The sequence below is a fragment of the Bradyrhizobium sp. WYCCWR15520 genome, assembly GCF_056174665.1.
Window position 1 is genome coordinate 174,915 of record NZ_JBWBWM010000015.1, and the last position, 23,049, is coordinate 197,963.

Here is a 23,049-nt window from a genome sequence, read left to right on the forward strand (position 1 = left end):
TCCTCTGTCTTCCCTTGCGCGTCCCGCCGCCCTGTTCATCCATCAAGCCCGAGATTCTTCAGCCCCGCATTGAGCTGGCGCAAGCGTTCCGCATCGCCCGCGACCGCCTGCCGCGCCTCAAGGACCGCACTCGCCGCCTTGTCGCGTTCGCCCATCACCAGATAAGCCCGCACCAGGCGCAACCATCCCTCGACGTCGTCGCCGCTCTGCTTCAGCCGCGTCGCAAGCCGATCCACCATGCCACGGATCATCGCGCCACGGTCATCCTCATTCATGTCCTTGGCGGCCGCCATCGCATCGTTGGAAAGAGCCGGCGCGACAGATCCGCCGACCCGGGCCAGCGCCGCCTCCAGCAACGGGCGCCATGGCGCGTCGGCGGGCGACTTGGCGAGCAGGCCCCGCCAGATCGTCGCGGCGTCGCCCTTGCGGCCATCCTGTTCGGCGGCGAGCCCAAGGAAATAATTGGCCTTCGGATCGTCGGCGCTTTGCGCCACCGCGCGTTCGAATTCGGCCTTGGCCTCGGCCGTGACGACGCCACCCGCCGCGCCCGCAAGCGCCTCGCCGAGATCGGAGCGACGCTCGGCGCTGTCACCGGCATGGGTGATCGAATTGCGGTAGGCGCGGACCGCATCATCGTAACGGCCGAGCCGTGCCAGCACCGGCGCCAGCACGGTCCAGCCGCGGCCGTCGGTCGGGTTTTTCTCCAGATGCGCTTCGACCTGCGCCACCATATTGTCGAGCGGCTGGCTGGGGTCCGCGGTGCGGGTGCGCTCGGCGAGCGGAAAATCGCCGAGACGCGGCGATCCGACCGCGAGGTAGAACGTCACCGCTGCGATCGGTAGCCCCACCAGCGCCAGAATGGCCGAGCCACGGCGCAGGCCCAGGTTGGCACGCGCCGGCGGGCCGAGCTCTTCATCCGCGGCGGCGAGCAACCGGCGGCCAATTTCAACACGCGCGGCCTCGGCCTCGGACACGCCGATCAGACCCGCCGCGACATCGCGATCGATTTCGGCGAGTTGATCCCTGTAGACCGCCGCCTCGCTGCCGCCGGCCTGTGCAGAAGAGCCGCGGCTCAACGGCCAGAGCACGGCGAAGATCGCCGCGACGGTCATCAGCGCGAACACAAACCACAATGCCATCAAGCGGTTCCCGGACGGAACGGCATTCTTAGAATTGGACTAAGCGCCGTCGATGCGCCGCTTTACACCACCGGCAGCAAGCCCGGCAATTGACAATTGCGGCAGAAAATCCGGGGAACAGGGCATCATCAGTCGGGCCCGCTTCGCCGCAGGTCGGCACGGGCGAACGCCAGCTCGCTCAAATTGTACCTGAATGATCGCACAATTAAAGGCGGTGTCCTCTGTTAGTATTTACACCAAGTCGTAGGTGATGCTACAAAATGAGGTAAAGACATTAATTCCCCCCTTCAGAGGTCACCGATGCGAGCCTGGAATGCTTTTCGACGCGAACTTCGTCGCGGCGCCGCTCCGTTTCTCTCATTTCCGCTGTTGTTGCTCTGCTTTCCGGCCTCTGCCCAGGACGCAACGGAACGGACCGCGGTCGCAGCCGCGTTGCTCCCCCGGGATCTCAGCCCCTGGGGCATGTTCATGCAGGCCGACATCGTCGTCAAAGCGGTGATGGTCGGTCTGCTGTTCGCGACTGCGGTGACATGGACGGTGTGGCTCTCGAAGACCATCGAACTGATCAGAGCGCGGCGGCAAGCCGGCATCGCTTTGCGCGCACTCGCCAACGCCCGAAGCGTGGATGACGCCGTGCGGCAGATCCCCGAAGGCACGGTTGCCCAGTTGATCGACGGCGCCATGACCGAACTCAGACTGAGCACCGATCGAATGGACAAGGAAGGGATCAAGGTGAGGATCGCCTCCCGGCTGCAACAGATCGAGGCGGCGGCAAGCAGGCGAATCGCCCTCGGCACCGGCGTGCTTGCGACCATCGGATCGACCGGCCCGTTCGTCGGGCTGTTCGGAACGGTCTGGGGAATCATGAACAGCTTTATCGGGATCTCGAAATCGCAAACCACCAACCTTGCGGTGGTCGCGCCTGGAATCGCCGAGGCGCTGCTGGCGACGGCGCTCGGGCTGGTGGCGGCGATCCCAGCTGTCGTGATCTACAACCTGTTCGCCCGCCAGATCGCCTCATACCGCGCGCTGCTCGGAGACGGGTCGGCGGAAATCACACGGCTCGTCGGACGCGACCTCGACAGCGGCAACCTGCTCGTCCGGCGGCATCTCACGGCGGCGGAGTAGCAGCCATGGCCGCCAGTCTGAACCAGGGCAACGGCGACCTCTCCGAGGTCCATGAAATCAACGTGACGCCGTTCATCGACGTCATCCTCGTTCTGCTCATCATCTTCATGGTCGCAGCACCGCTCGCGACCGTCGATATCGCCGTCGATCTTCCGGCCTCGAACGCACAGCCGCAGCCCCGGCCGGACAAGCCGGTCTATCTGACGGTGAAGCCGGACCTCTCGCTTTCCGTCGGCAACGAAACCGTCGGCCGCAGCGCCCTGCCCGGCGTGCTCGATGCGAGCACCAGCGGCCAGAAGGACACCCGTATTTTCCTGCGCGCCGACAAGCTCGTTCCCTATGGTGAGGTGATGCAGGTCATGAACCTGTTACGCGCCGCCGGCTATCTGAAGGTCGCGCTGGTCGGCATGGAGCAAGCTTCACCGCTATGATGCAACTTGCGGCCGAAGATCGTTCCGACCTGCGACGATGGATGTTCAGCGGCCTCGCGGTGCTGTCGGTCTACGCCGGATTGACTGCCACGCTCGCCACCTGGCACTCCGCGGACGATACCGTGGCCGCCGAACCTTCGGGAGCGATCGTGGTCGATCTGGCGCCGCTGACCGCGGCACCGGCGACCACGCCGAGCGACATTGCGCCCGGTCCGGAACAGGTGATGTCGGAAGCGCAGCCGGTGGCGAAGCCTGCGGAAACGCCGCCCGACGAAACACCCGAATTGCCGCCCGCTCCCAATCCGGACGCCACCGTGGCGCTGCAGACCAAGCTGCAGCCGGACGTGACGCCGCAGCAGCAGGCGGCGGCCGCCACGACATCGGCACCGCAGGCGATCAACGAGCGGATCGCCCCGGTCGCCGTGGCGCCGAACCAGGGCGTGCCGAACGACAAGAATTCCGAAGCCGTGGTGACCTGGCGAACGCAGGTCCTCGCCCTGGTCGAAAAGAACAAGCGATACCCGGAGGCCGCTCGGTCGCGGCGCGAACAGGGAACGGCGCAAGTGTCGTTCACGCTCGATCGCAAGGGAATGGTTGTCGGTGGGCGCGTAACCCAAAGTTCGGGATCCAGCGCCCTTGACGAGGAAGCGCTCGCGCTTCTCAAGCGCGCGCAGCCTTTCCCTGCGCCGCCCGCAACGTTCCCCGGCGAATTCGTTGTCGTGAGGCAGCCGATCCGCTTCACCGTAAAATAGACGGCTGGCGGGCAGGACTGATCGTCTGCTCTCGGACTTCGCTGCGATTAGTCCGTGACGATCGCTCCGCTGAATTTGTAATTCACCCCGACCCTGACTGCATCGCTGGTCACGCGGGTGTTGGCGTCGAACGCCACCGCGGTGTTGGCTGCCACCGGCGGCGTCGAACGCACCGAACCGAAATCCATGTGCAGATATTCGAGCTTTGCGGTCCAGTTCCCCGTCAACCGCCTCTCGACGCCGGCGCCCACGGTCCAGCCTGCCCGATACAGGTGCCGATCCAGGGACGCCGTCGTCGCGACACCCGCGTTATCGAAGCCTGCGACGGACGTCGACGTCGTGATCCTGCCGAATGGAACACCCGCGGTGGCGTAGGCAAGCAGGTCCGGCGTCACGAGCGTTCCGACCCGGCCTCGAACCGAGGCGACCCATCCCAAACGATAGTCCAGATCTGCCCTCACGGTTGCGTCGAGCGGAGCCAGCGCCGCGTTGCAGACGTTACCGGGGCATGTGGCAGCGCTGCTTTCATGCTGATTGCGATACTCGAAATCCCCTTCGATGCCGGCCAGAATCCGGCCCGATATCCAGTTGTAGCCGGACTGGAGGCCGAAGCTCGCGGTATCCTGCGTAGCCGACAGGCGGTCTCCGGCAAGCGAAAGACCTGTAGCAGCGTCGTTGAAGGCCGCGTTGGTGACACCCTCACCCCTCAGATATCCGACATTGCCGCCGGCATAGATGCCTGCCCAATTCCAGCCGACATCGAGTGCGGGGCTCTTGTAGAAGCCAATGCCGGCCGGCCGGTTTGCCGTCCCGATCCAGGTGCCCGGAGGTCCACTCGGCCGATCAACACCGTATTTGACATTGAGAAACAGCTTGAAGCCCCGCCCGGGCTGCAGGATTTCATCCTTGTGGAATTGAACGGAGTTACGAATGTTGGCGTTGAGCAGATTGTCGCCGACCAGCCCGGTCGCGACCTCGACCGCGCCCCACGGCGAGTCCTTCCAGAACTTCCGATGTTCGATCTGCAGCTTGACCAAATCATATCCGGGAGTTGTCGTGTCGAACTGCGGAATGTCATTCTGCGCAAATGCATGCAGCCACCCCGCGCGGACAAACCAGTTGTCGTTGCGCCAGTAGACGCCGCCGCCCAGCCGCATCGGAGGAATGCGCGGCACGTTGCTGCCGTCGGTGAACGTCGCCCGCACCACATCATATTGGCCGTCGATACCAAGGGTGCCGTTGGCAAGTTGTGCGGCGTCCCATTGCCACGCCAGTTCGCCGCCGCGGAAGGTTGCGTCGCGCTGATCGTAATTGACCTGGATGTAATCGGTGCCGGTTCCACATGTTGCAAACGTCTCCTGGCAAAAGATGCCGGTGGCGCGCGAGAAAATGAACTTGTTGTACGACGTGTAGTAGGCATTGGCGGCGAACCTGAAATCGCCGTCTGTGCGCTTCAAGCCGATTTCCGCTGTCTGCGCGGTTTCAATGCCGAGGTTCGGATTGCCGATCTTGAACGTCTTCTCCGAACCGTCGGGCCCCTGGGCGAACAGTTCGAGAGCGCGCGGTGCACGCTCGATGCGCTGCAATGTCAGGCTTGCGACCAGCGAGAATGGAAGATCCTTGATGATGCCGAAACTGATGCTCTTCGGCATGAAGTCGAGTTTGGCGGCAGCCCTGCCCGGCTCGTTCGGCGGCGGGAGAAAGTTCGGCGGGAAGGTGAACGCCGTTCCGGCGACATCGACCCCCTCGATGCGCCCCGCCAACTGCGTGCGCAGCGTATCGGTGTGCCTGACCTCATTGAGGAAGTACGCTGCCGCCGTCCTTGTCTGGGCCGGAAGCAAGATCGCCTGCCCCGCCGTATCCAGTTGCTGGTAAGCGCCCTGCGCGCCGACGATGCTGGTCAGCGCCCCCAGCGGCGTGGCGAACGGCGCGAGTTCGAACTCGAGCTTGCCCTCGGTCTGCTTGTTCTTGAAGGTGGCGGTAATCTCCTGGAATCCGGTGGTGGCGAGAACAGTCTCGTCGTGCCGGTACTCCGAATATCCGGTCCAGTACCTGACGGCCGCCAGCGCGCTCGCGTCAGGACGATACTCGCCTTTGGAGCTGATCTTGGTTTGCTCGAGGTCGTTGTGCTGGCGCGCGTCCGCGGTCGCGATACCAGGGACGTAGTAGTCGCTGGTGAAGCGCGACACAGCGATGCCGGCATAACCGCCATCGAAAAGATAAGATCCGCCGATCGCCGCACCGGCACTCTTCGAACCCGAATTCGGCTGCTTGCCGTTGAAGGCAGGTGCGGGGTTCGGCGGCACGAGATAGGGGTAGCTCGGGATGCTATAATCGCCGGAAGACCGTCCGTAGATGTCGGCATGAACGGCGGCGTTGCGGCCGCCGGCATCCAGCAAAAGCCCGCTCTCCCATCCCCTGTTGACGCTTGTCACACCCGACCTCAGTTCGGCAGCCACTCCCCCGAGCGGCGCAGCAGTCGGAATCCGGTTGTTGTTGACGTCGACGACACCACCGACGGCTTGCGAGCCGAAACGGAGCGCACCCGGTCCGCGAACGACGTCGACCTTCTGGATGGCGAGAGGGTCGATCGGCACCGCGTGGTCCTGGGCGATGTCAGACACGTCGACCGCGCCGACGCCGTTCTCCTGGATACGAACCTTCGCGTCCGTCAGGCCGCGCAGAACGGGGCGCGACGATTCCGTGGCAAGGCCTGCAGACGTCGCGCCGGGCATGTTGGTGAACAGGCTGCCAAATCCACCATTGCTGCTGCCGGTCTGGACCTGATTGCTTCCGAGCGTCGACAGCGGGGCGAACGGCGGATTGAAGGGTGACGTCGGCGTGGTCGCTGGCGGCGGGCCTGGCGGTGGCGCCGCGACTGTTCTCGAAGCCCGACCAGGCTCGCTGCGCGTGGTCCGCCGTGCCGGCTTGGGCTGACGCCCCTCCACCGTCACTTGCGGCATGTCGATTTCCGCCGGCGCATTCGACGTCGTTGGCGGACCGGCCGCCGTGGCCGGTGCAGGCGGGGTTTGCGGCGGTGCCGACTCCGCCGAGGGCTGCCCCGCAGCCGGAGGTGCCGGAGCGGATGGTTCGGCTGCCGGCGCAACCTGCGGCGCCGTCGGCGCGGGCGCTGCCGTTTGCGGCAGCGCCGCGCTCTCGCTCAAACAAACCACGGCCAGTGCCGATGTGCCCAGAAGGGCCATTCGCGTCGCGCGCATATTCATCCCCAACCGATCGCGCTTCAGCAAACAGCCTCTGATAATGCCGCGACGTCAAAAACGTAGGTTAGGCTACATGTTAATGCTGAGCCATTAACTGTCAAGATGCTGCGAACGATTCGCAAATGCAGTGACGGCCTGTTGCTGATCGGCGACAGGCCGCCAACTTGCAATGTGGTCGGCACCACGCCATGGTCGCGCCTCGTCTGGATGGATTCGCCTGGAAGGTGCAGTGGTGCGCAAGCCCTCGACAGATCGGGCCAAACCGATGCAGCCTCTGCCTGCGGAACAGACGCAGGCGCGCCGCTTTGGCAAGGCGCGATCGGCGCGGTCGACGGCGGTTCTGGAAGATTACGTCGAACTGATCTCCGACCTCCTCGGAACGACCGGCGAAGCGCGTCCTACCGACATCGCGCGCAGGCTGGGCGTGTCGCACCCAACGGCGATCGACACCATTGCGCGATTGAAGCGCGAAGATCTGGTGACAGCCCGCCCCTATCGCGGGGTATTCCTGACCGAAAAGGGCGAGGCGCTCGCCAAGCGAGTCCGCACGCGTCACCGTCTGGTGGTTGATGTCCTGTTGGCGCTCGGCGTTCCCCAGGAAGCCGCTGAGGCTGACGCCGAGGGTATCGAACATCATGTTTCCGATGTGACCCTCAAGGCCTTCGCCGAATTTCTTCGCCATGCCAAGGATCGACGCAAGGCGTGACGCGATAGGATCGAAATGCTCCCTACCCGGCCTTGCTCGTCTTGCGCTCGCCGGTCATGGCATTTTCGGCCGCCCGGTTCATCAGTGACGCATAGTCATGGCCGAACAGGATTTCGCAGAAGCGGATTGCGGCCTTGGCCTGCATCTGCCGGTAGGCGCGCGCCTTGGTATCGCCACCGCGCAGCGTCTGCACCAGGCTCTCGGTGGAATGCTCGACGTAATGCTGCAGGTCGGAATAGGTCCGCAAGGTGACCTCGTTGATGGCGAGTTCGCTTGCATAGGTGCGGCACACCGCCACGAAGTCGATCAGGGCGGCGATCTCCTCGACCTCCGAGGCGTCGATCTTCGGCGCCGAGCCGATATCCTTGTCGGCGCGCTGGCGCAGGACGCGGCGGACGCGGCCGGGTACGCTCTCGATTTCCGACTGCAGGGAGTTGGAAATGTCGGCACGGATCGACGTGAGCTGACGGCCCCACGCGGAATCGTTGCGCAGATCGAGTTCGGTGCGCAGGCCCCGCACGCCGTCGTGCAGGACTTTCAGCTGGTCGCCGACATTATCGAAATGGCCGCGCCGGATGTCCGTACGCAGGCAGGCCGTGAGGAAGGAGAGATCGTGCAGCGCGATCGTGACGGCGATGCCATAGGGCGTGGCCGCCACGCGAATCTCGTCGTCGGAAGCCGCCATCTTGATCGCGAGACGGATGATCTGCCACGGCGCCGCCAGCCGCTGCATGATCAGCGACAGCGCGAACGGCAGCAATTGCGGCGTCTGCAACGAGGGGACGTTAAGCGCCGCCGTCACCATCTCGAGCTGGGAAGGCGTCAGCGCCCGCATCTGGCCGGGAAGCCTGCTGCCGAGCGTATCGATCGCCTCACGGGCCCGTAGCACTGCGCCGATCGACAGCAGGTCCTCGACGACGCTCGGCGCACCGATCCGCGAAAGCGCACGGTGCCGGTCGTCGCCCTGCACCGGGGTTGCGACCTGGACAATCGCTTCGGCCGCGGCGAGCTGAAACTTGCGGGTGGCGGCTCCGAGACCTGCGGTGGAGCCGCTCAGCCTGATCTCGTTGAGCGTCGTTTCGAACGCGCGCACGGCCTCGGGCGCGCCGTCGCGGCCCAGCCATTGCCAGACCGGCAGCAATGACGCGCGCCGGATCTGGCCGGCGCGCACTGGAAAATTACTTTCGACCAGAAACGGCTCGAGCGGACCGTACAACAGGCGCGCCGGATCGTCGGTCCGCGGGCGCGCCTCATCGTCTTCCTCGGTCCCGCGCACGACCTTGCGCAACTGCTCGAGCACGAAATTGGCGACGGCGAGGTCTTCCCCGCGCTCGATGGCGCGCTCGAACTCGCGCATCAGCAGCGCCTGCGATTGAGGCGGGAGCTGCGCAAGATAGTCCCTCAGCCGCTCGGTCGATGTCTGGCTCATTCGCCTGGTGTGGATATGCGTGTGTCATCCGGACGGCAAAACACGTCCGGCGTCGATCTTAGGAGGGGGCGCGTTAAGAAGGCGTTTAGGAATAATGAAATCGCCTCCGGGCAGTGCCGGGTACCGCCTTCAACCCTTCAGCCGGATGTCGCCTTCATATCCCAGGCAGTACCAGTTCCGCCCGCAGTCCTCCGATCGGGGCGTCGCCCAGGACAAGGCTGCCGCCATAGAGGCTGGCCAGATCGACCACGATCGAAAGCCCGAGCCCGGAACCCGGCTTGGATTCATCCAGCCGCTGGCCGCGCCGGGAGACCTGCGCGCGCTCAGCGGCAGACAATCCGCGGCCATCGTCATCGACGATGATCCGCAGCCGCGGTCCGCTGCCGGCCGAGGTCGGGGGCTCCGCCCGCACCTCGATGAAGACCTGCGAGACCGCCCATTTACAGGCATTGTCGACCAGGTTGCCGGCCATCTCCTCGAGATCCTGGCGCTCGCCACGGAACTTCGCTTGCGGGTCGGCCCTGACCGCGATGGTGATGGCGCGATCGCGATGGATCTTTTCCATGGTCCGTCGCAGCGCCTCGATGGCGGGCGCGACCTCGGTAACGGTGCCGACGATGGTGACGCGCGCGGCGATACGTGCGCGCTCGAGATGATGGGCGACCTGATCCCGCATCACATCGGCCTGCTCCAACACCTTGCTGGCAAAGGGATCTACCGCGTGGGCCGCAGCCTCATTGACGATGACGGAGAGCGGCGTCTTGATGGCGTGGGCGAGATTGCCGACATGGGTGCGCGCGCGCTCGACGATCTCGCGGTTGGCATCGATCAGCGCGTTGGTCTCGCGCGCCAGCGGCGCGATCTCGACGGGAAACTCGCCTTCCAGCCGTTCGGCGCGGCCGGAACGGATGTCGGCGATCGATTCCGAAATCCGCTTGAGCGGCGCCAGACCGAAACGGACCTGGAAGATCGTGGTCAGGAGCAGCACGATGCCGAGCGCTGCGAAGGTGCCGCCGAGATAATAGTCGAAGGCGCGGATTTCGTCGAAAATCTCGGAGGCGTCGCCCGCCACGCTGACCAGAAATTTGCCGTCGGCGCCGAGATCGACCGGCCGCTCGACGACCCGCAGACTCTGGCCCTCGGGCCCGTCGATATAGCCGAGACGGATGCCGGCGGGGGTCAGATCCGCGCCGATATCCTCGAGCTTCGGCAACTTCTTGTCCCACAGCGAACGCGACGCCTTCGTCTCGGCCTTCTCGTCGGTGCGGACGATCTGCCAGTACCAGCCGGACAGCGGCAGTTCGAACAGCGGCTCGCCGAGCGACTGGAACTGATGCTCCGGCGGCTCGTCGGGGGTTGCGACTTCGGCGATCAGGGTGCGGAGATAGAGGTTGATGCGACGGTCGAAGGCGCGCTCGGTCGCGTTGCGATAGACCGACGACAGGATCACGCCTGTTATGACCAGAATCACGACCACCCACGCGGTCGCCGACAGGAACAACCGCGTGGCGAGCGAGCTTCCGCGCATCAGAGCAAGATCCCGAAGAGCATATCCCAAGGCTCCGATCCGCCGGATCGGGGCCTGCTTTCGGATAAGATCATGCTCGAATAAAAGAGCAAGGCTCATCAGGTGCCGGGCGATGGCGGCGTCAGGAGATAGCCGAGCCCGCGCACGGTCTGGATGATGTCGACATCGAGCTTCTTGCGGATGCGGCCGACGAAAACCTCAATGGTGTTGGAGTCGCGGTCGAAGTCCTGGTCGTAGAGATGCTCGACCAGTTCGGTGCGCGACACCACGCGCCCGGTGTGATGCATCAGGTAGGCCAGCAGCCGGTACTCATGCGAGGTCATCTTGATCGGGTTACCGGAGACGCTGACGCGGCCGGTCCGCGTATCCAGCGACACCGGACCGCAGGTCAGTTCCGACTGCGCATGACCGGTGGAGCGGCGCAGCAGCGCGCGAATGCGCGCCAGCACCTCCTCGAGGTGGAACGGCTTTGCGACGTAATCGTCGGCGCCGGCGTCAAAACCCTGCACCTTGTCGCTCCAGCGGTCGCGGGCGGTGAGGATCAACACCGGCATCCCGCGGCCGTTACGGCGCCACGCCTCCAGCACCGAGATGCCGTCCATCTTGGGCAGCCCGATATCGAGCACGACGGCATCGTAGGGCTCGCTGTCGCCGAGATAATGCCCCTCCTCGCCGTCGAACGCGCGATCAACCACATAGCCGGCATCCGTCAAAGCCGTCGTAAGCTGACGGTTGAGATCCGGATCGTCCTCAACAACAAGCAGGCGCAAGCTGGCCTCCAAAAATGAGCCCTAGGATATCAGATCCCAAGATGAGGCCGACCCGCGTGAACGGGCCATGAACGGGGCACACGGTGCAATGTTACTTTTTCGTTATACGACCTTCGCAGCCGGGATCATGCCCTCAAACCGCAGGCCGAACGCCTAACATACCCGATCGAATGCCCCAAGCGCCCGGCAGGCGCTCGCGCGCGACAACTCTGCAAAAAAGGGCAGGCTTCAGCCCTTACGTCCGGAAGAATACGAACCAGACGATGCCCAGGATGAGAATTGCGAGCCCGGTCGAAACGGACAGCAGTGCGAGCACCGACGGTCCGGGTTCGGCCTGGCGCGCCTCGGTCGGGGTTTCGATGATCTGGCCATGTCGTTGCGTTGCCATGGTGACCTCTTCAAGTAAGTGCCTGTAAATGCCAGCGAATGCTTCGACACCGGCCGTTAAAGCAACGCTTGATCGGAGATGATGTTCCGGACTTCGGCGGTGCCCGATGGCAGCGTGCAAAGGTCGCAGGCCGGCGGCAGAACAGCGGTCCAACGGTTAACGCCGTTCCGCGATTCCCCGCTCCGGCATATTTGAGACGAGATGATCCGATGGTATCCTCGGCGGTTGTCTGTTGCGTTTTTCGGAGTAGCCCATGGCCCCCCGCGCCAATTGGAAGGGTTTTCTGCGCCTGTCGCTCGTGACCTGCCCGGTCGCGCTTTATCCGGCGACGTCGGATACCGAGAAGGTCTCGTTCAACCAGATCAACCGCAAGACCGGCCACCGCATCAAATACGCCAAGGTCGACGCCGAGACCGGCGAGGAAGTCGCCAACGACGACATCATGAAGGGCTACAAAGTCGACACCGACACCTACATCGAAGTGTCGAAGGACGAGCTTGACGATATCGCGCTGGAATCGACCCGCACCATCGAGATCGACGAATTCGTTCCGAAATCCGACATCGACGGCCGCTATCTGATCCGCCCCTATTATCTCGTGCCGGACGGCAAGGTCGGCCACGACGCGTTCGCGGTGATCCGCGAAACCATCCGCAACATGGACAAGGTCGCGATCGGGCGCGTGGTGCTGACCAACCGCGAGCACATCATCGCGCTGGAGCCGCTCGACAAGGGCCTGATGGGAACGCTGCTGCGCTACCCCTATGAAGTGCGCAGCGAGAAGGAATACTTCGAGGATATCCAGGACGTGAAGATCACCAAGGATATGCTCGATCTGGCGAAGCATATCGTCGAGCAGAAATCCGCTTCATTCGAGCCCGAGCAGTTCGAGGACCGCTACGAGCAGGCGCTGATCGACCTGATCAACCAGAAGCGCAACGGCCTGAGCACCAAGGCCAAGGCGGCGCCGAAGACCACCGGCAACGTCATCAACCTGATGGACGCGCTCAAGCGCAGCCTCGCCAGCGAAAAAGAAGCCGCCCCTGCCCGAGCCCAGGAAAAGGCCAAAGGCAAGAAGCCGAAGAAAGCCGCCGCCGGCCAGCGCGAGATGCTGTTGCCAATCAGCGGCAGCGGCAAGCGTGCCGCCAAGGAGACGGCCAAGGAAACGGTAAAGGAAGCGCCGAAGAAGGCGGAGAAGCCGGTACGTACCGCCGCCCGCACCAAGAAGGCCGGATGACCGGGTAAGGAGCGCGATAGCATCATCTAGCGCGCGATGCCGTGGTCGGCCCCATTCGATGATCCGATACCGCTTCGCGGCGGAGGCAGGCTGGCGACGCTGCAGCAGGCCGCCGACTACATCATGTCATTGCCGGAAAAAGTGCAGCACGAGGCGCATTGGCAGGTTGCGGTGGAAAATCTGATCAACGCGGCGGAGACCGGCGGCGGCTGGCTGATGTTCGCGCGGATCGCGATGCTGCGGGCGCTCAATGCTGACCGGAAAGACAAATAACGCCGGTTCAATCCCCGCCGCCGTCCCCGTCCCCGAGGTCCAGCCCGCCATCGCAACTGCCAGACGACCGGTCGTTGACCATCCAATCGATCAGCAGGGCTACGACCAATATCACGGAGAACACGCGCCACGGATTTTGCTGGACATAGGCCAGGATCGGCGGCCCCCAGGTCATCAACTGCGACCCCAACAACAGCTCGAGCATGATGCGGCTTGCGGTCTTGCCGCTACTTGATCGAGGTGCCGACGTCGGTGAATTTCGTGCTGAGCGCGCTGCCGACGCCGTTGACAGCGGTGACGATCACGATGCTGACACCGGCCGCAATGAGACAATATTCGATGGCGGTAGCACCCCGCTCATCGTCGAAAAATCGTGCAAGTAATCGACGCATAAAAAACTCCTGTCGACGCTCCCCGGAGGTCTCCCGCGCCATACTGGTTAAACTCTAGATTGGAACCGTTGAAGAGGCCTTGAGGAACAGCATGAACGATTGATTAAGGCAGACGAGGAAATCCGTGCCCCGGGATCGTACGGTACGGAAAATTTACCATCGATTGTCCGTCACCCGTCCATCGTCGCCTGATCGGCGTCCTGCGGAGTGAGCGCACATGGCGGCGCAGAAGCGCGAAACGGGAAAGAATTACATCGGGCTCCTGCACGAGGAGACCGAGGAGCAGCGCGTCGCCGAACTATCGCCGACCGCGACGTACCCTATTCTGGAGCAGATACTCAGCCTGGTGGCCGCGATGTTCAACCGCTGCGGCGAAGCGAGGTAGCTACCCCCGCCCTGCCGCGGCGCTAAACAAACGGACCGGGCAATGGCCCGGTCCGCAAGGTCGTTCTTTAGAAGTTGCGCTGCCTTTAGAAGTTACGCTGCGCGCGGAGCTGGAGTAGGACGGTGTCCTGGTCCTTGAACTCGTAGAGCGCGTTCGGCTTCGGAGCGGTCGCCGTGAACACCGACGAACCCGACATCTTCTGGTCAAGGTGGAACCACTGGACTTCGGCCGAGAACGTCAGGTTCTTGACCGGGGTCCAGCGGGTAACGATGCCGAGCTGCGAGACGTTGAAGTCGGGATTGCAGGTGTAGTTGCCCGCATTGTTTCCGTTCAACGCCTGTCCCGAATGGCTGGCGGCGAAGGCGGCGCAATAAGCACCCTTGGCCGTGGTGGTGCCGGCACCGAGCAGATTGTCATTGGCGCCGCCGTCATACCGGACCGCGGAGTAGCTGCCGAACAGGCTGGTCGACCAGTAGGGATCCCAGTTGTGATTGAACGCACCGCGGACGCCCCAGGCCGTCGTCAGGACGATACCGCCGGTACCGGCTGCGCCCGGCATATAGACGCCGTCGGTGGTCGCGCCGAAGCCGACGCTCTGGTAGCCGAAGCCGCTGCTGCCGAACATCGCAAAGTTCGGCGAGGTGCCGCTGGTGGCGATCACGTTCTTGGTCGTGCCCTTGGCGTAGGACGCGTCGATCTTGATGTCGTCGCCCGCACCGGTCGGCAGATTCTTGATCTGCAACGCCGCCATCACCGAGCCGCCCCACTTGGATTCGGGGTGGCCGCTGATTTCGGACAAGTTGTTCGGGACAGCGCCGGCTGCCAGCGTGTTGTACGAACCGCTGACCTCATGGGCCGCGGCCGAAACCTGAAAGAGACCCCAGGCCTGATCGATCCGGATCCTGCCGACGATGTCGGGAGCGTGCATCCCGGCATAGGCGTTCGATCCGGTTCCGTTGGCGCCGATCGCCGAGGGGATGCCCAGGTTGTAGACGGCGGTGCGGTTCCAGACCGTCGGATCGTCGAGACCGATCGAGGCCGATACGCCATTGCCGAACTCGGCGGTGTACTGGATGTTGTTGACGCCAGTGTCGGTGTTGTTGCCGCCGAGCAGGTTCGAATTGATGTTGCCCGGGAAGCCGTTCCAGGGCGTCGAATAGGCCGAGGAGGACTTACCGAAGGTGAAGCCGGCGAACTGGATGAAGAGGTACTCGACCGCCACATAGCCGCCGCCCGCGGTGGAGAGCAGCGCGCTATTCAGGCCAGCCTGCGATCCGACCGCAAGACCCGGGTTGGTCGATCCGAAGTTCTGGAACTGGAAGTCGCCCTGGCCGAAGGTGCGGACCACGCCGTACTCGGTCGCGGTGCGGGTATCGACGGTCAACGCCATACGGGAGCGGCTAAGGAAGTAATCGCGGTAGCGATTTTGCTGGCCGAGATCGCCGCTCCAGGCCGGCGCGCCGTGGGCGCCGCCGTTGAAAGTGGTGTCCACACGCAGATAACCGCCCAGCTTGATGCAGGTGTCGGTGCCCGGGATGTAGAAGAAGCCGGCGCCGTAAAGCGAACAGATCCGCACGTATTCGACTGCCTTGGCCTTGACCGGCAGATCGGCTGCCTGTGCGCTGCTCAGGGCCATCAGACCTGCCGCCGAGCCGAGAATGAGTGAACGCGCCGTAATCATTTAAGTCTCCTGTCCTGCGATTCATGCAGTTGCATGTGGAAGAGGTAATCCAAAAATTCTTACCGGGAATGACAAGGATGTGATGCCGCCTCACTTGGATCGCAGCTGTGATGTTTTCGCAACGCAGCGGGATCGAGCGACAGGCCAGGCGAAAGTTTTCATTCAGACAATCCGCATTCGCAGCAACAATATTCTCGCCCGGTGGACGGTCGATCCCGGCACGAAGTTACAAAACGCATATCAGCACTTCCGCGCGTAGGCGCCGCCCTCGCTTTACCGGGCTGGAAAATCCTGTTCCTACTGTTGCAAAGCGGCCGGACCAAACCGGCCTGCAATCAAGGGGGAGAGACCGTCATGAAGCTCGGTGCTGCCATCGCGGAAATCATGAAGCGGGAGGGAATCGAGATCCTCTGCGGCTATCCAGTCAATCATCTCATTGAATATGCGGCCAATGCCGACATCCGCCCGGTGATGGTGCGCCAGGAACGCATCGGCGTTCACATGGCGGACGCGATCTCGCGCGTCACCTCAGGCCGGTCGATCGGCGCGTTCTGCATGCAGCATGGGCCCGGCGCCGAGAACGCGATGGGCGGCGTGGCGCAATGCTACGGTGAATCCGTCCCCGTGCTGGTGCTGCCGATGGGCTATGCGCGCCGGCTTGCCAATATCGACCCGAATTTCAATTCCACCCAGGCGATGAAGGCGTTCTCGAAATCATCCGAGCCGATCAACATCGCGGCAGAAGTCTGCAACATCTTTCGAAGAGCATTCACCAAACTGAAGAACGGGCGCGGCGGGCCGGTGATCGTCGAAATCCCCGCCGACATGTGGAACGAGGAAGTGCCGGAACCCCTGAACTACACGCCGGTGCTGCGCACCCGCTACGGCGCCGATCCGGTCCATGTGAAGGAAGCGGCGGCCCTCCTCGTCCAGGCGAAGCGGCCGGTGATCTATGCCGGCCAGGGCGTGCACTACGCCAGGGCGTGGCCACAGCTCAAACGGCTGGCCGAGCGCCTAGCGATTCCCGTCACGACCAGCCTGGGCGGCAAATCGTCATTTCCGGAAACGCATCCGTTGTCGCTGGGATCGGGCGGCCTCGCCGTACCGCGCGCGGTGCCGAAATTTTTGGGCGAAGCCGACGTGATCTTCGGCATCGGTTGCTCGTTCACCGAGACGTCTTTCGGCATCGCCATGCCGAAGGGCAAGACAATCATTCATTCGACGCTCGATCCCAACCATCTCAACAAGGATGTCGAGGCCAAGGTCGGGCTGGTCGGCGACGCCGGCCTGGTGCTCGATGCCTTGCTGGAAGAGATTGGCAAGACGGTCACGTCGGATCGCGATGCGACGGCCGTTGTCGCCGAAATCGCCGCCTCCCACAAGGAATGGCTGGCGAAATGGATGCCGAAGCTGACCCATAACGACGCGCCGCTGAATCCCTACCGCGTGTTGTGGGACCTGCAGCACACCGTCGACATCAACAACACCATCATCACCCACGATGCGGGCAGCCCGCGCGACCAGCTGTCCCCGTTCTGGAAATCGGTCGAGCCGCTCTCCTATATCGGCTGGGGCAAGACCACGCAGCTCGGCTACGGCCTTGGGCTTGCGATGGGCGCCAAGCTGGCAAAGCCTGACAAGCTCTGCATCAATGTCTGGGGCGATGCCGCGATCGGCTTCACCGGCATGGATTTCGAGACCGCGGTCCGTGAGCGCATCCCGATCATGTCGATCCTGTTGAACAATTTCTCGATGGCGATCGAGTTGAAGGTGATGCCGATCTCGACAGAGAAATACCGCTCCACCGACATTTCCGGCGACTACGCCGCGATGGCCCGCGCCTTCGGCGGCTATGGCGAGCGGGTGTTGAGGCCGGAAGACATCATCCCGGCCATCAAGCGCGGCATTGCAAAGACGCAGGAAGGCGTCCCGGTGCTCTTGGAATTCATCACCAGCAAGGAGACCGAGGTGTCGAGGCCGGGGACCTGAGGCTGAAGCGACCGACCGGACAGTCACCGATGCCGCGCGTCACTATCATCGAAACCGGGCTCGTCAGCGCCAAGAATCGCGAACTTCACGGATCGTATCCGCAGATGTTCGAGCAGATGATCGGCGCCGCCGACTCCACCGTCACGTTCGAGACCGTCAGCATTGCTGCCGGCCAGCCGCTGCCGGATGTCGAAGGGCTGGCGGCGATCCTCATCACCGGCTCCCCGGCGGGCGTCTACGATCCCCTGGACTGGATCGCGCCGCTCGAGGATTTCGTGCGCACAGCCCACGACAATCAGGTGCCGATGGTCGGTGTCTGCTTCGGCCATCAATTGATCGCGCAGGCGCTGGGCGGCACGGTGCGCAAGTCGGAGAAGGGGGTGGGGTCTCGGGCGGCATGTCTACGACGTTGCGCCTGATAATGGCGTGATCGAAGGCATGCGCATCGCCCTCGCCGCCTCGCATCAGGATCAAGTCATCACGCCGCCGGCCGGCGCCAATACCATTCTGTCCTCGGATTTCACGCCGCATGCCGGGCTGCTCTACGCCGGCGGCACCACGCTCTCGGTGCAGCCGCACCCGGAATTCTCCGTAGGCTTTGCGCTGGCCTGCTGCGAGATGGCGCATGCCAAGGGCCATGCACCTGACAGCCTCGTCGCAGCCGCAAAGGCCTCGCTCGCCGAGCCCCTGGAAAACGCAGGGCTCGGAGGCGCGATCGCGCGCTTCCTGACGCGATCAAGGTGACGTGAGACGGGCGACCGCGCGAGAAAAGGCTGCCCTAAGACCTCCATGAGCGCTGGCTCTGACGCTTCCGGGATGAAATAATCCGACTGGAACAGCGGCGAGACGGCCCAATTGGCCCTGCTGATGCCCGAACGCAATGGATCGTTGGAATGGCGACGCTTCCCGAGGACAAGTCAGTCGCGATCGATGAGCTGGGGTCAGCCATCACCGAGATGGAGTCGCACCTCGAATCTGTTCGCGCCGAGCGCGACGAGGCGAAGGCGCGTCAGGTCGAGCTCGAAATCGAGAATGCGAATCTGCGTCGGGAACTGAACCTCGCGCGTGAGCAGCAGAAGGCTTCCGCCGGCATCCTCAGTGTCATCAGCAGTTCGGTAGCCGATACCAAACCGGTATTCGAAAGCATCCTCTCCAGCATCAAGCATCTTTTTGACAGCGAGGAGAGCCTGATTTTTCTCACCAGCGAAGAAGGCCCGTTGCAAATTGCGGCCGCGCGTGGCGCAAACGCCGAGGCGGCGCGCGAGCGGTTTCCGATTCCGATTGAAGGAACCGTAAGCGAGCTTGCGATTCGCGAGCGACGGCTGGTGCGCTCTGCCGACGTCCAGAACGATCCGGACATGCCGATCGACCTGCGCGAGACCGCTCGCAGGATCGGGCAAAACTATTCGATGGCCATTGCACCCATGCTCTGGGAAGACAAGGCAATCGGCACGGTTTTCGTGGGCCGCACCTCGATGGTGCCGTTTACGGACAGGGAGTGCGAACTGCTGAACAGTTTCGCCGATCAGGCCGTGATCGCCATCCAGAATGCGCGGCTGTTCGATGAGACGCGCGAAGCGCTTGAGCGGCAAACGGCGACCGCTGACATTCTGAAGGTCATCGCCTCCTCCCCTTCCGAAGTGCAGCCTGTCCTGGATGTCATCGTGAACAGCGCCGCCGAGCTGTTCGCACCGCACACCGCGGTAATCACGACACTGCAGGATGGCAAGCTGCATTGGCGAGCCATCGCAGCAAGCGGACCGAGTTTTGACCACGAAAAGGCCAGGTCCATCTACCCGATCCCGTTCGACCCGGACCGCTCCCCGTCATGCCGTGCAATCATGGAGCGCCGGATCATAGAGATTCCCGATATCGAAGCTCCCGGTACGCCAGAGTTGACCCGCCGGGTTGCGGCGGCCGGTGGCTTCCGAAGCGCGACATTTGTGCCCCTGATCCATCGGGGTGAAGGCATTGGAACCATCAATCTGACCACCCCGCAAGCGGGCTTCCGGCTGTCCGAGAAGCAGCTGACACTGGTCAGGACCTTTGCCGACCAAGCCGTGATCGCTATCCAGAATACGCGCCTGTTCAATGAGACCCGGGAGACGCTGGAGCGGCAGACCGCGACGGCGGATATCCTGAAGGTCATCGCAAGCTCGCCGTCAGACGTGCAACCCGTGTTCGAGGCCATCGCGTCGAGCGCCAAGACGCTGCTCGGCGCCTTCTCGACCACGGTGCTGCGTTTCATCGGCGACGAACTGCATCTTGTGGCCTACACGCCGACGGATCCCAAAGCCGACGAGGTTCTGCAATCGTCATTTCCGCGGCCCCTGGCCGAATTTCCCACATTTGCACTGGTCCGCAACGGGGAAACGATCCAGTTCCCGGACACCGAGGCCGATGACGTGCCCCCCGCCAACAAGGAGTTGGCTCGGCTGCGCGGCTTTCGTAGCGTGCTGTTCACCCCGCTGATGAACCAGGGCACCCCGGTTGGTATGATCAGCGTCACCCGCGCCGAGCCCGGCGCGTTTGCGACCCATCACGTGCAACTGTTGCAGACGTTTGCCGACCAGGCCGTGATCGCGATCGAGAACACGCGGCTGTTCAACGAGACGAAAGAAGCGCTGGAACGGCAGACCGCCACCGCCGACATCCTGAAAGTCATCGCCTCCTCACCCTCTGACGTGCAGCCGGTGTTCGACGCCATTGCGTATAGCGCCAACCGGTTGATCGGCGGCTTTTCAGCCGCTGTATTCCGCTACACCGATGGCAAGATTCATCTGGCCGCCTTTACACCGACCGACGCGGCCGGCGATGCCGTCCTGCAATCTGCGTTCCCGGTCCCGCTGGACAAGTTTCCGCCCTACCAATTGACGCGCAAGGGCGCGCCGGCGGAATTGCCTGATACCGAACTCGAGCCGGCGGCGCGCGACATTGCGCGGGCCCGCGGCTATCGCAGCATGCTGTTCGCGCCGCTGATGAATGACTGTGAGGCCGTCGGCATCATCACCGTCACCCGCGTCGCGTCCGGCCCGTTCGGCGAACAACACACCCGCTTGCTGCAGATGTTCGCCGACCAGGCCGTGATCGCGATCAAGAATGTCGGACTGTTCAACGAGGTACGGCAGCGCACCGAGGATTTGAGCGAGGCCCTGCAGCAGCAGACCGCCACCGCAGAGGTGCTAAAGGTGATCGCCTCATCGCCGACCGAGGTCAGACCGGCGCTGCAGGCGATTGTTGAGAGCGCCTGCAAGTTCTGCGACGCCTACGATGCCAACGTCCTGCTGAAGATCGGCAACGACTTGCATTTCAGCGCGCATCACGGACCCATTCCGACGGGCCAGGAGGCCCGCCCGATCAATCGGGACTGGGCAACGGGTCGTTCAGTCGTCGATCGTGTACCGGTGCAGGTGTCCGATTTCCAGGCGCCGGAGGCGGCCGAATTTCCCGAAGGGCAGCGGCAGTCGCGCGAACAGGGTCACCGCTGTACGCTGAGCGTACCGTTGTTGCGGGAGGGAGAAGCAATTGGCGCGATCGTGCTTCGCCGTCTGGAACCCGTCGCCTTCAGCGACAAGCAGATCGGCCTGTTGCAGACCTTTGCCGACCAGGCGGTAATCGCCATCGGTAACGTGCGGCTGTTTGAGGAGGTGCAGGCTAAGACGCGTGAGCTTTCCGAAGCCCTCACCTACCAGACCGGCAGCGCCAACATTCTGAAGGTAATCGCTTCCTCTCCAACCGACGTCGCGCCTGTCCTCACTGCCATCGTGGAAAGTGCCTGCGAGCTTTGCGACGCCAATGACGCCATCGTTTACCTGAAAGAAGGCGATCATCTTAGTTACGAAGCACATCATGGCCCAATACCCGTGGTTTTTGGCGAGAAACGCGCCATCAATCGCGACTATGTCGCCGGACGTTCGGTTGTTGACAGGACGCCGGTACATGTGCGCGACGTGTTTTCGGAGGAAGGCGCTGAGTTTCCGGAAGCGCGGGAATTGTCGCAAAGCCTAGGCATTCGCAGCATCCTATGCGCGCCGATGCTGCGCGAGAACGAAAGCATCGGCGCGATCCTGCTCAGGCGTACGGAGGTGCACCCGTTTACCGACAAACAGATCAGCCTGCTGCAGACCTTCGCCGACCAAGCCGTGATCGCCATCGGCAATGTCCGGCTATTTGAGGAGGTGCAGGCCAAGACGCGCGATCTGGAGGAATCGCTGCAGCAGCAGACCGCGACCGCGGATGTACTTAGGGTGATCAGCGCTTCGCCCGGAGAACTAGAGCCGGTGTTCCACGCCATGCTGGAAAACGCTGGACGACTCTGCGAGGCGAAATTTGCGATGCTGCGCTTATTGAAAGGCGACCAATTTCACGGCGTCGCCGCGTGGAATTTGCCTCCCGCCTTCAGCGAATTTCTTGCGCAGACTCCGATCCGCGTCGACCCCAAGCTTCCGCTGGGCCGCGTCGTCACTACAAAGCAGCCTGTTCACGTCCATGATGTCCTGCAGCATGAGGCCTACCTTGAGCGCTATCCGGGCATGATCGCCCTCGCGGAAATCGGCGGCGGCCGCACGCTGCTGCAGGTCCCCATGCTCAAGGAGGATCAACTCGTCGGAACGATCGGCCTCTATCGTCAGGAGGTCCGGCCGTTCACCGAAAAACAGATTGCTCTGGTGCAGAACTTTGCTGCCCAGGCCGTGATCGCGATCGAAAATGCTCGCCTGCTTAATGAACTCCGCCAACGCACCAGCGACCTGTCCCAATCGCTGGACGATCTCCGCACCGCGCAGAACCGCCTGGTGCAGACCGAAAAGCTTGCCTCGCTCGGCCAGCTCACCGCAGGCATTGCGCACGAGATCAAGAACCCACTCAACTTCGTCAACAATTTTGCCGCCCTTTCAGCCGAGTTGACCGAGGAGCTGCACGATGCGCTCGGGCAAGCCGAGGTAGGCGAGAAGATCCGCGCCGAAGTGGATGAGCTTACGGAACTCCTTAAGGGTAATCTTAAAAAAGTCGTGCAGCACGGCAAGCGTGCTGATTCCATCGTCAAGAACATGCTCTTGCATTCGCGCGAGGGCGGCGGCGAGCACCGGCTGTCTGACATCAATGCCCTGATCGACGAGAGCCTCAACCTTGCCTATCACGGCGCCCGCGCCGAGAAGCCCGGCTTCAATGTGACGCTGGAGCGCGACTTCGATCCCGCCGCGGGCCAGATCGACGTTTTCCCGCAAGAGATTACCCGCGTGTTCCTCAACTTGGTCTCCAACGGATTCCACGCCGTGACCAAGCGCAACAAGGAAGGCGGCGAGCCCGGCTTTGAGCCGAGGCTGCGGGCGAGCACGAAAAACCTGGGCGAAAGCGTCGAAATCCGCATCCGTGACAACGGCACCGGCATGCCGCCCGAGGTAAAGGAGAAGATGTTCAACCCCTTCTTCACCACCAAGCCGGCCGGCGAAGGCACCGGGTTGGGCCTATCCATGAGCCACGACATCATCGTGAAACAACATGGCGGCACAATTGACGTGGATACCCAGCCGGGCCATTTCACCGAATTCCGCATCTTGTTGCCGCGAACAAGCAATTTTGCAGAAAGGTCTAGAGGGTAG

The 23,049-nt window shown here is 63.1% G+C and carries 18 protein-coding genes and 1 pseudogene; 10 read left to right on the forward strand and 9 right to left on the reverse strand.

Annotated features, from left to right (window positions below):
* Positions 1 to 35 precede the first annotated feature (35 nt).
* Entirely contained in the window at positions 36 to 1,139 is a 1,104-nt protein-coding gene (gene ccmI, locus AC0QUY_RS19125) for a c-type cytochrome biogenesis protein CcmI (RefSeq protein WP_161853084.1), read from the reverse strand.
* A 300-nt stretch (positions 1,140 to 1,439) separates the two neighbouring features.
* Here ccmI and exbB point away from each other — a divergent pair, with 300 nt between their 5' ends.
* Genes exbB through AC0QUY_RS19140 form a run of 3 tightly spaced genes read left to right on the forward strand, consistent with a single transcriptional unit; the run spans position 1,440 to position 3,450 of the window.
* Positions 1,440 to 2,267: a tonB-system energizer ExbB gene (gene exbB / locus AC0QUY_RS19130; RefSeq protein WP_161853083.1), complete on the forward strand. Its 828-nt coding sequence runs from the start codon at positions 1,440 to 1,442 to the stop codon at positions 2,265 to 2,267.
* A gap of 5 nt (positions 2,268 to 2,272) precedes the next feature.
* Positions 2,273 to 2,698, forward strand: coding sequence for a TonB system transport protein ExbD (gene exbD, locus AC0QUY_RS19135; RefSeq protein WP_161853082.1), 426 nt, complete (start codon positions 2,273 to 2,275; stop codon positions 2,696 to 2,698).
* Positions 2,695 to 3,450, forward strand: coding sequence for an energy transducer TonB (locus tag AC0QUY_RS19140; protein WP_475387947.1), 756 nt, complete (start codon positions 2,695 to 2,697; stop codon positions 3,448 to 3,450). Before exbD ends, AC0QUY_RS19140 begins: the two co-directional genes overlap by 4 nt.
* A 47-nt stretch (positions 3,451 to 3,497) precedes the next feature.
* On the opposite strand, the gene AC0QUY_RS19145 is transcribed toward AC0QUY_RS19140, so the two are convergent.
* Positions 3,498 to 6,668: a TonB-dependent receptor domain-containing protein gene (locus AC0QUY_RS19145; protein WP_475387948.1), complete on the reverse strand. Its 3,171-nt coding sequence runs from the start codon at positions 6,666 to 6,668 to the stop codon at positions 3,498 to 3,500.
* Between the two features lie 220 nt (positions 6,669 to 6,888).
* Here AC0QUY_RS19145 and mntR point away from each other — a divergent pair, with 220 nt between their 5' ends.
* Complete coding sequence (gene mntR, locus AC0QUY_RS19150) at positions 6,889 to 7,377, forward strand: manganese-binding transcriptional regulator MntR (protein WP_474416839.1); 489 nt, start codon at positions 6,889 to 6,891, stop codon at positions 7,375 to 7,377.
* Positions 7,378 to 7,399: 22 nt separating this feature from the next.
* On the opposite strand, the gene AC0QUY_RS19155 is transcribed toward mntR, so the two are convergent.
* From AC0QUY_RS19155 to AC0QUY_RS19170, 4 genes are all read right to left on the reverse strand, one after another.
* Positions 7,400 to 8,806 (reverse strand): hypothetical protein, encoded by a 1,407-nt coding sequence (locus AC0QUY_RS19155; RefSeq protein ID WP_475387949.1) that lies wholly within the window; start codon positions 8,804 to 8,806, stop codon positions 7,400 to 7,402.
* 154 nt (positions 8,807 to 8,960) lie between these two features.
* A complete protein-coding gene (locus tag AC0QUY_RS19160; protein ID WP_475387950.1) occupies positions 8,961 to 10,334 on the reverse strand; it encodes a sensor histidine kinase in 1,374 nt (457 codons plus the stop codon).
* Positions 10,335 to 10,432: 98 nt separating this feature from the next.
* Entirely contained in the window at positions 10,433 to 11,104 is a 672-nt protein-coding gene (locus AC0QUY_RS19165) for a response regulator transcription factor (protein ID WP_475387951.1), read from the reverse strand.
* A 235-nt stretch (positions 11,105 to 11,339) separates the two neighbouring features.
* A complete protein-coding gene (locus tag AC0QUY_RS19170) occupies positions 11,340 to 11,492 on the reverse strand; it encodes a hypothetical protein (protein WP_187399341.1) in 153 nt (50 codons plus the stop codon).
* A 253-nt stretch (positions 11,493 to 11,745) separates the two neighbouring features.
* Here AC0QUY_RS19170 and ku point away from each other — a divergent pair, with 253 nt between their 5' ends.
* Both ku and AC0QUY_RS19180 read left to right on the forward strand, forming a co-directional pair.
* Positions 11,746 to 12,729 (forward strand): non-homologous end joining protein Ku, encoded by a 984-nt coding sequence (gene ku / locus AC0QUY_RS19175; RefSeq protein ID WP_475387952.1) that lies wholly within the window; start codon positions 11,746 to 11,748, stop codon positions 12,727 to 12,729.
* Between the two features lie 36 nt (positions 12,730 to 12,765).
* Positions 12,766 to 13,002 (forward strand): hypothetical protein, encoded by a 237-nt coding sequence (locus tag AC0QUY_RS19180; protein WP_475387953.1) that lies wholly within the window; start codon positions 12,766 to 12,768, stop codon positions 13,000 to 13,002.
* 7 nt (positions 13,003 to 13,009) lie between these two features.
* Here the strand turns inward: AC0QUY_RS19180 and AC0QUY_RS19185 are convergent, their stop codons facing one another.
* Both AC0QUY_RS19185 and AC0QUY_RS19190 read right to left on the reverse strand, forming a co-directional pair.
* Entirely contained in the window at positions 13,010 to 13,207 is a 198-nt protein-coding gene (locus AC0QUY_RS19185) for a hypothetical protein (RefSeq protein ID WP_161853073.1), read from the reverse strand.
* A 22-nt stretch (positions 13,208 to 13,229) separates the two neighbouring features.
* The gene (locus AC0QUY_RS19190; RefSeq protein ID WP_161853072.1) at positions 13,230 to 13,394 is read right to left on the reverse strand and encodes a Flp family type IVb pilin; all 165 of its coding nucleotides are present in this window, start codon (positions 13,392 to 13,394) and stop codon (positions 13,230 to 13,232) included.
* Between the two features lie 217 nt (positions 13,395 to 13,611).
* Between AC0QUY_RS19190 and AC0QUY_RS19195 the strand changes: the two genes are divergently transcribed.
* Positions 13,612 to 13,779 carry a hypothetical protein gene (locus AC0QUY_RS19195; protein ID WP_161853071.1) on the forward strand — a complete coding sequence of 56 codons (168 nt, stop codon included), beginning with the start codon at positions 13,612 to 13,614 and terminating at the stop codon, positions 13,777 to 13,779.
* Between the two features lie 85 nt (positions 13,780 to 13,864).
* On the opposite strand, the gene AC0QUY_RS19200 is transcribed toward AC0QUY_RS19195, so the two are convergent.
* Entirely contained in the window at positions 13,865 to 15,460 is a 1,596-nt protein-coding gene (locus tag AC0QUY_RS19200) for a porin (RefSeq protein WP_475387954.1), read from the reverse strand.
* Positions 15,461 to 15,814: 354 nt separating this feature from the next.
* Between AC0QUY_RS19200 and AC0QUY_RS19205 the strand changes: the two genes are divergently transcribed.
* The 3 genes and pseudogenes from AC0QUY_RS19205 (at position 15,815) to AC0QUY_RS19215 (ending at position 23,049) form a co-directional block, all read left to right on the forward strand.
* Positions 15,815 to 17,449: a thiamine pyrophosphate-requiring protein gene (locus tag AC0QUY_RS19205; RefSeq protein ID WP_161853069.1), complete on the forward strand. Its 1,635-nt coding sequence runs from the start codon at positions 15,815 to 15,817 to the stop codon at positions 17,447 to 17,449.
* Between the two features lie 29 nt (positions 17,450 to 17,478).
* Positions 17,479 to 18,193: pseudogene (locus AC0QUY_RS19210) on the forward strand (type 1 glutamine amidotransferase).
* A 149-nt stretch (positions 18,194 to 18,342) separates the two neighbouring features.
* Entirely contained in the window at positions 18,343 to 23,049 is a 4,707-nt protein-coding gene (locus AC0QUY_RS19215) for a GAF domain-containing protein (RefSeq protein ID WP_475387955.1), read from the forward strand.

What these genes read in the sequence shown, in the direction of transcription:
- AC0QUY_RS19200 (WP_475387954.1), bottom strand. Translation starts at nt 15,460, where the DNA reads ATGATTACGGCGCGTTCACTCATTCTCGGCTCGGCGGCAGGTCTGATG.
- AC0QUY_RS19195 (WP_161853071.1), top strand. Translation starts at nt 13,612, where the DNA reads ATGGCGGCGCAGAAGCGCGAAACGGGAAAGAATTACATCGGGCTCCTG.
- ccmI (WP_161853084.1), bottom strand. Translation starts at nt 1,139, where the DNA reads ATGGCATTGTGGTTTGTGTTCGCGCTGATGACCGTCGCGGCGATCTTC.
- AC0QUY_RS19185 (WP_161853073.1), bottom strand. Translation starts at nt 13,207, where the DNA reads ATGCTCGAGCTGTTGTTGGGGTCGCAGTTGATGACCTGGGGGCCGCCG.
- exbD (WP_161853082.1), top strand. Translation starts at nt 2,273, where the DNA reads ATGGCCGCCAGTCTGAACCAGGGCAACGGCGACCTCTCCGAGGTCCAT.
- AC0QUY_RS19170 (WP_187399341.1), bottom strand. Translation starts at nt 11,492, where the DNA reads ATGGCAACGCAACGACATGGCCAGATCATCGAAACCCCGACCGAGGCG.
- AC0QUY_RS19205 (WP_161853069.1), top strand. Translation starts at nt 15,815, where the DNA reads ATGAAGCTCGGTGCTGCCATCGCGGAAATCATGAAGCGGGAGGGAATC.
- AC0QUY_RS19215 (WP_475387955.1), top strand. Translation starts at nt 18,343, where the DNA reads ATGGCGACGCTTCCCGAGGACAAGTCAGTCGCGATCGATGAGCTGGGG.
- AC0QUY_RS19160 (WP_475387950.1), bottom strand. Translation starts at nt 10,334, where the DNA reads ATGCGCGGAAGCTCGCTCGCCACGCGGTTGTTCCTGTCGGCGACCGCG.
- AC0QUY_RS19180 (WP_475387953.1), top strand. Translation starts at nt 12,766, where the DNA reads ATGCCGTGGTCGGCCCCATTCGATGATCCGATACCGCTTCGCGGCGGA.
- exbB (WP_161853083.1), top strand. Translation starts at nt 1,440, where the DNA reads ATGCGAGCCTGGAATGCTTTTCGACGCGAACTTCGTCGCGGCGCCGCT.
- AC0QUY_RS19145 (WP_475387948.1), bottom strand. Translation starts at nt 6,668, where the DNA reads ATGCGCGCGACGCGAATGGCCCTTCTGGGCACATCGGCACTGGCCGTG.
- AC0QUY_RS19190 (WP_161853072.1), bottom strand. Translation starts at nt 13,394, where the DNA reads ATGCGTCGATTACTTGCACGATTTTTCGACGATGAGCGGGGTGCTACC.
- AC0QUY_RS19140 (WP_475387947.1), top strand. Translation starts at nt 2,695, where the DNA reads ATGATGCAACTTGCGGCCGAAGATCGTTCCGACCTGCGACGATGGATG.
- AC0QUY_RS19155 (WP_475387949.1), bottom strand. Translation starts at nt 8,806, where the DNA reads ATGAGCCAGACATCGACCGAGCGGCTGAGGGACTATCTTGCGCAGCTC.
- ku (WP_475387952.1), top strand. Translation starts at nt 11,746, where the DNA reads ATGGCCCCCCGCGCCAATTGGAAGGGTTTTCTGCGCCTGTCGCTCGTG.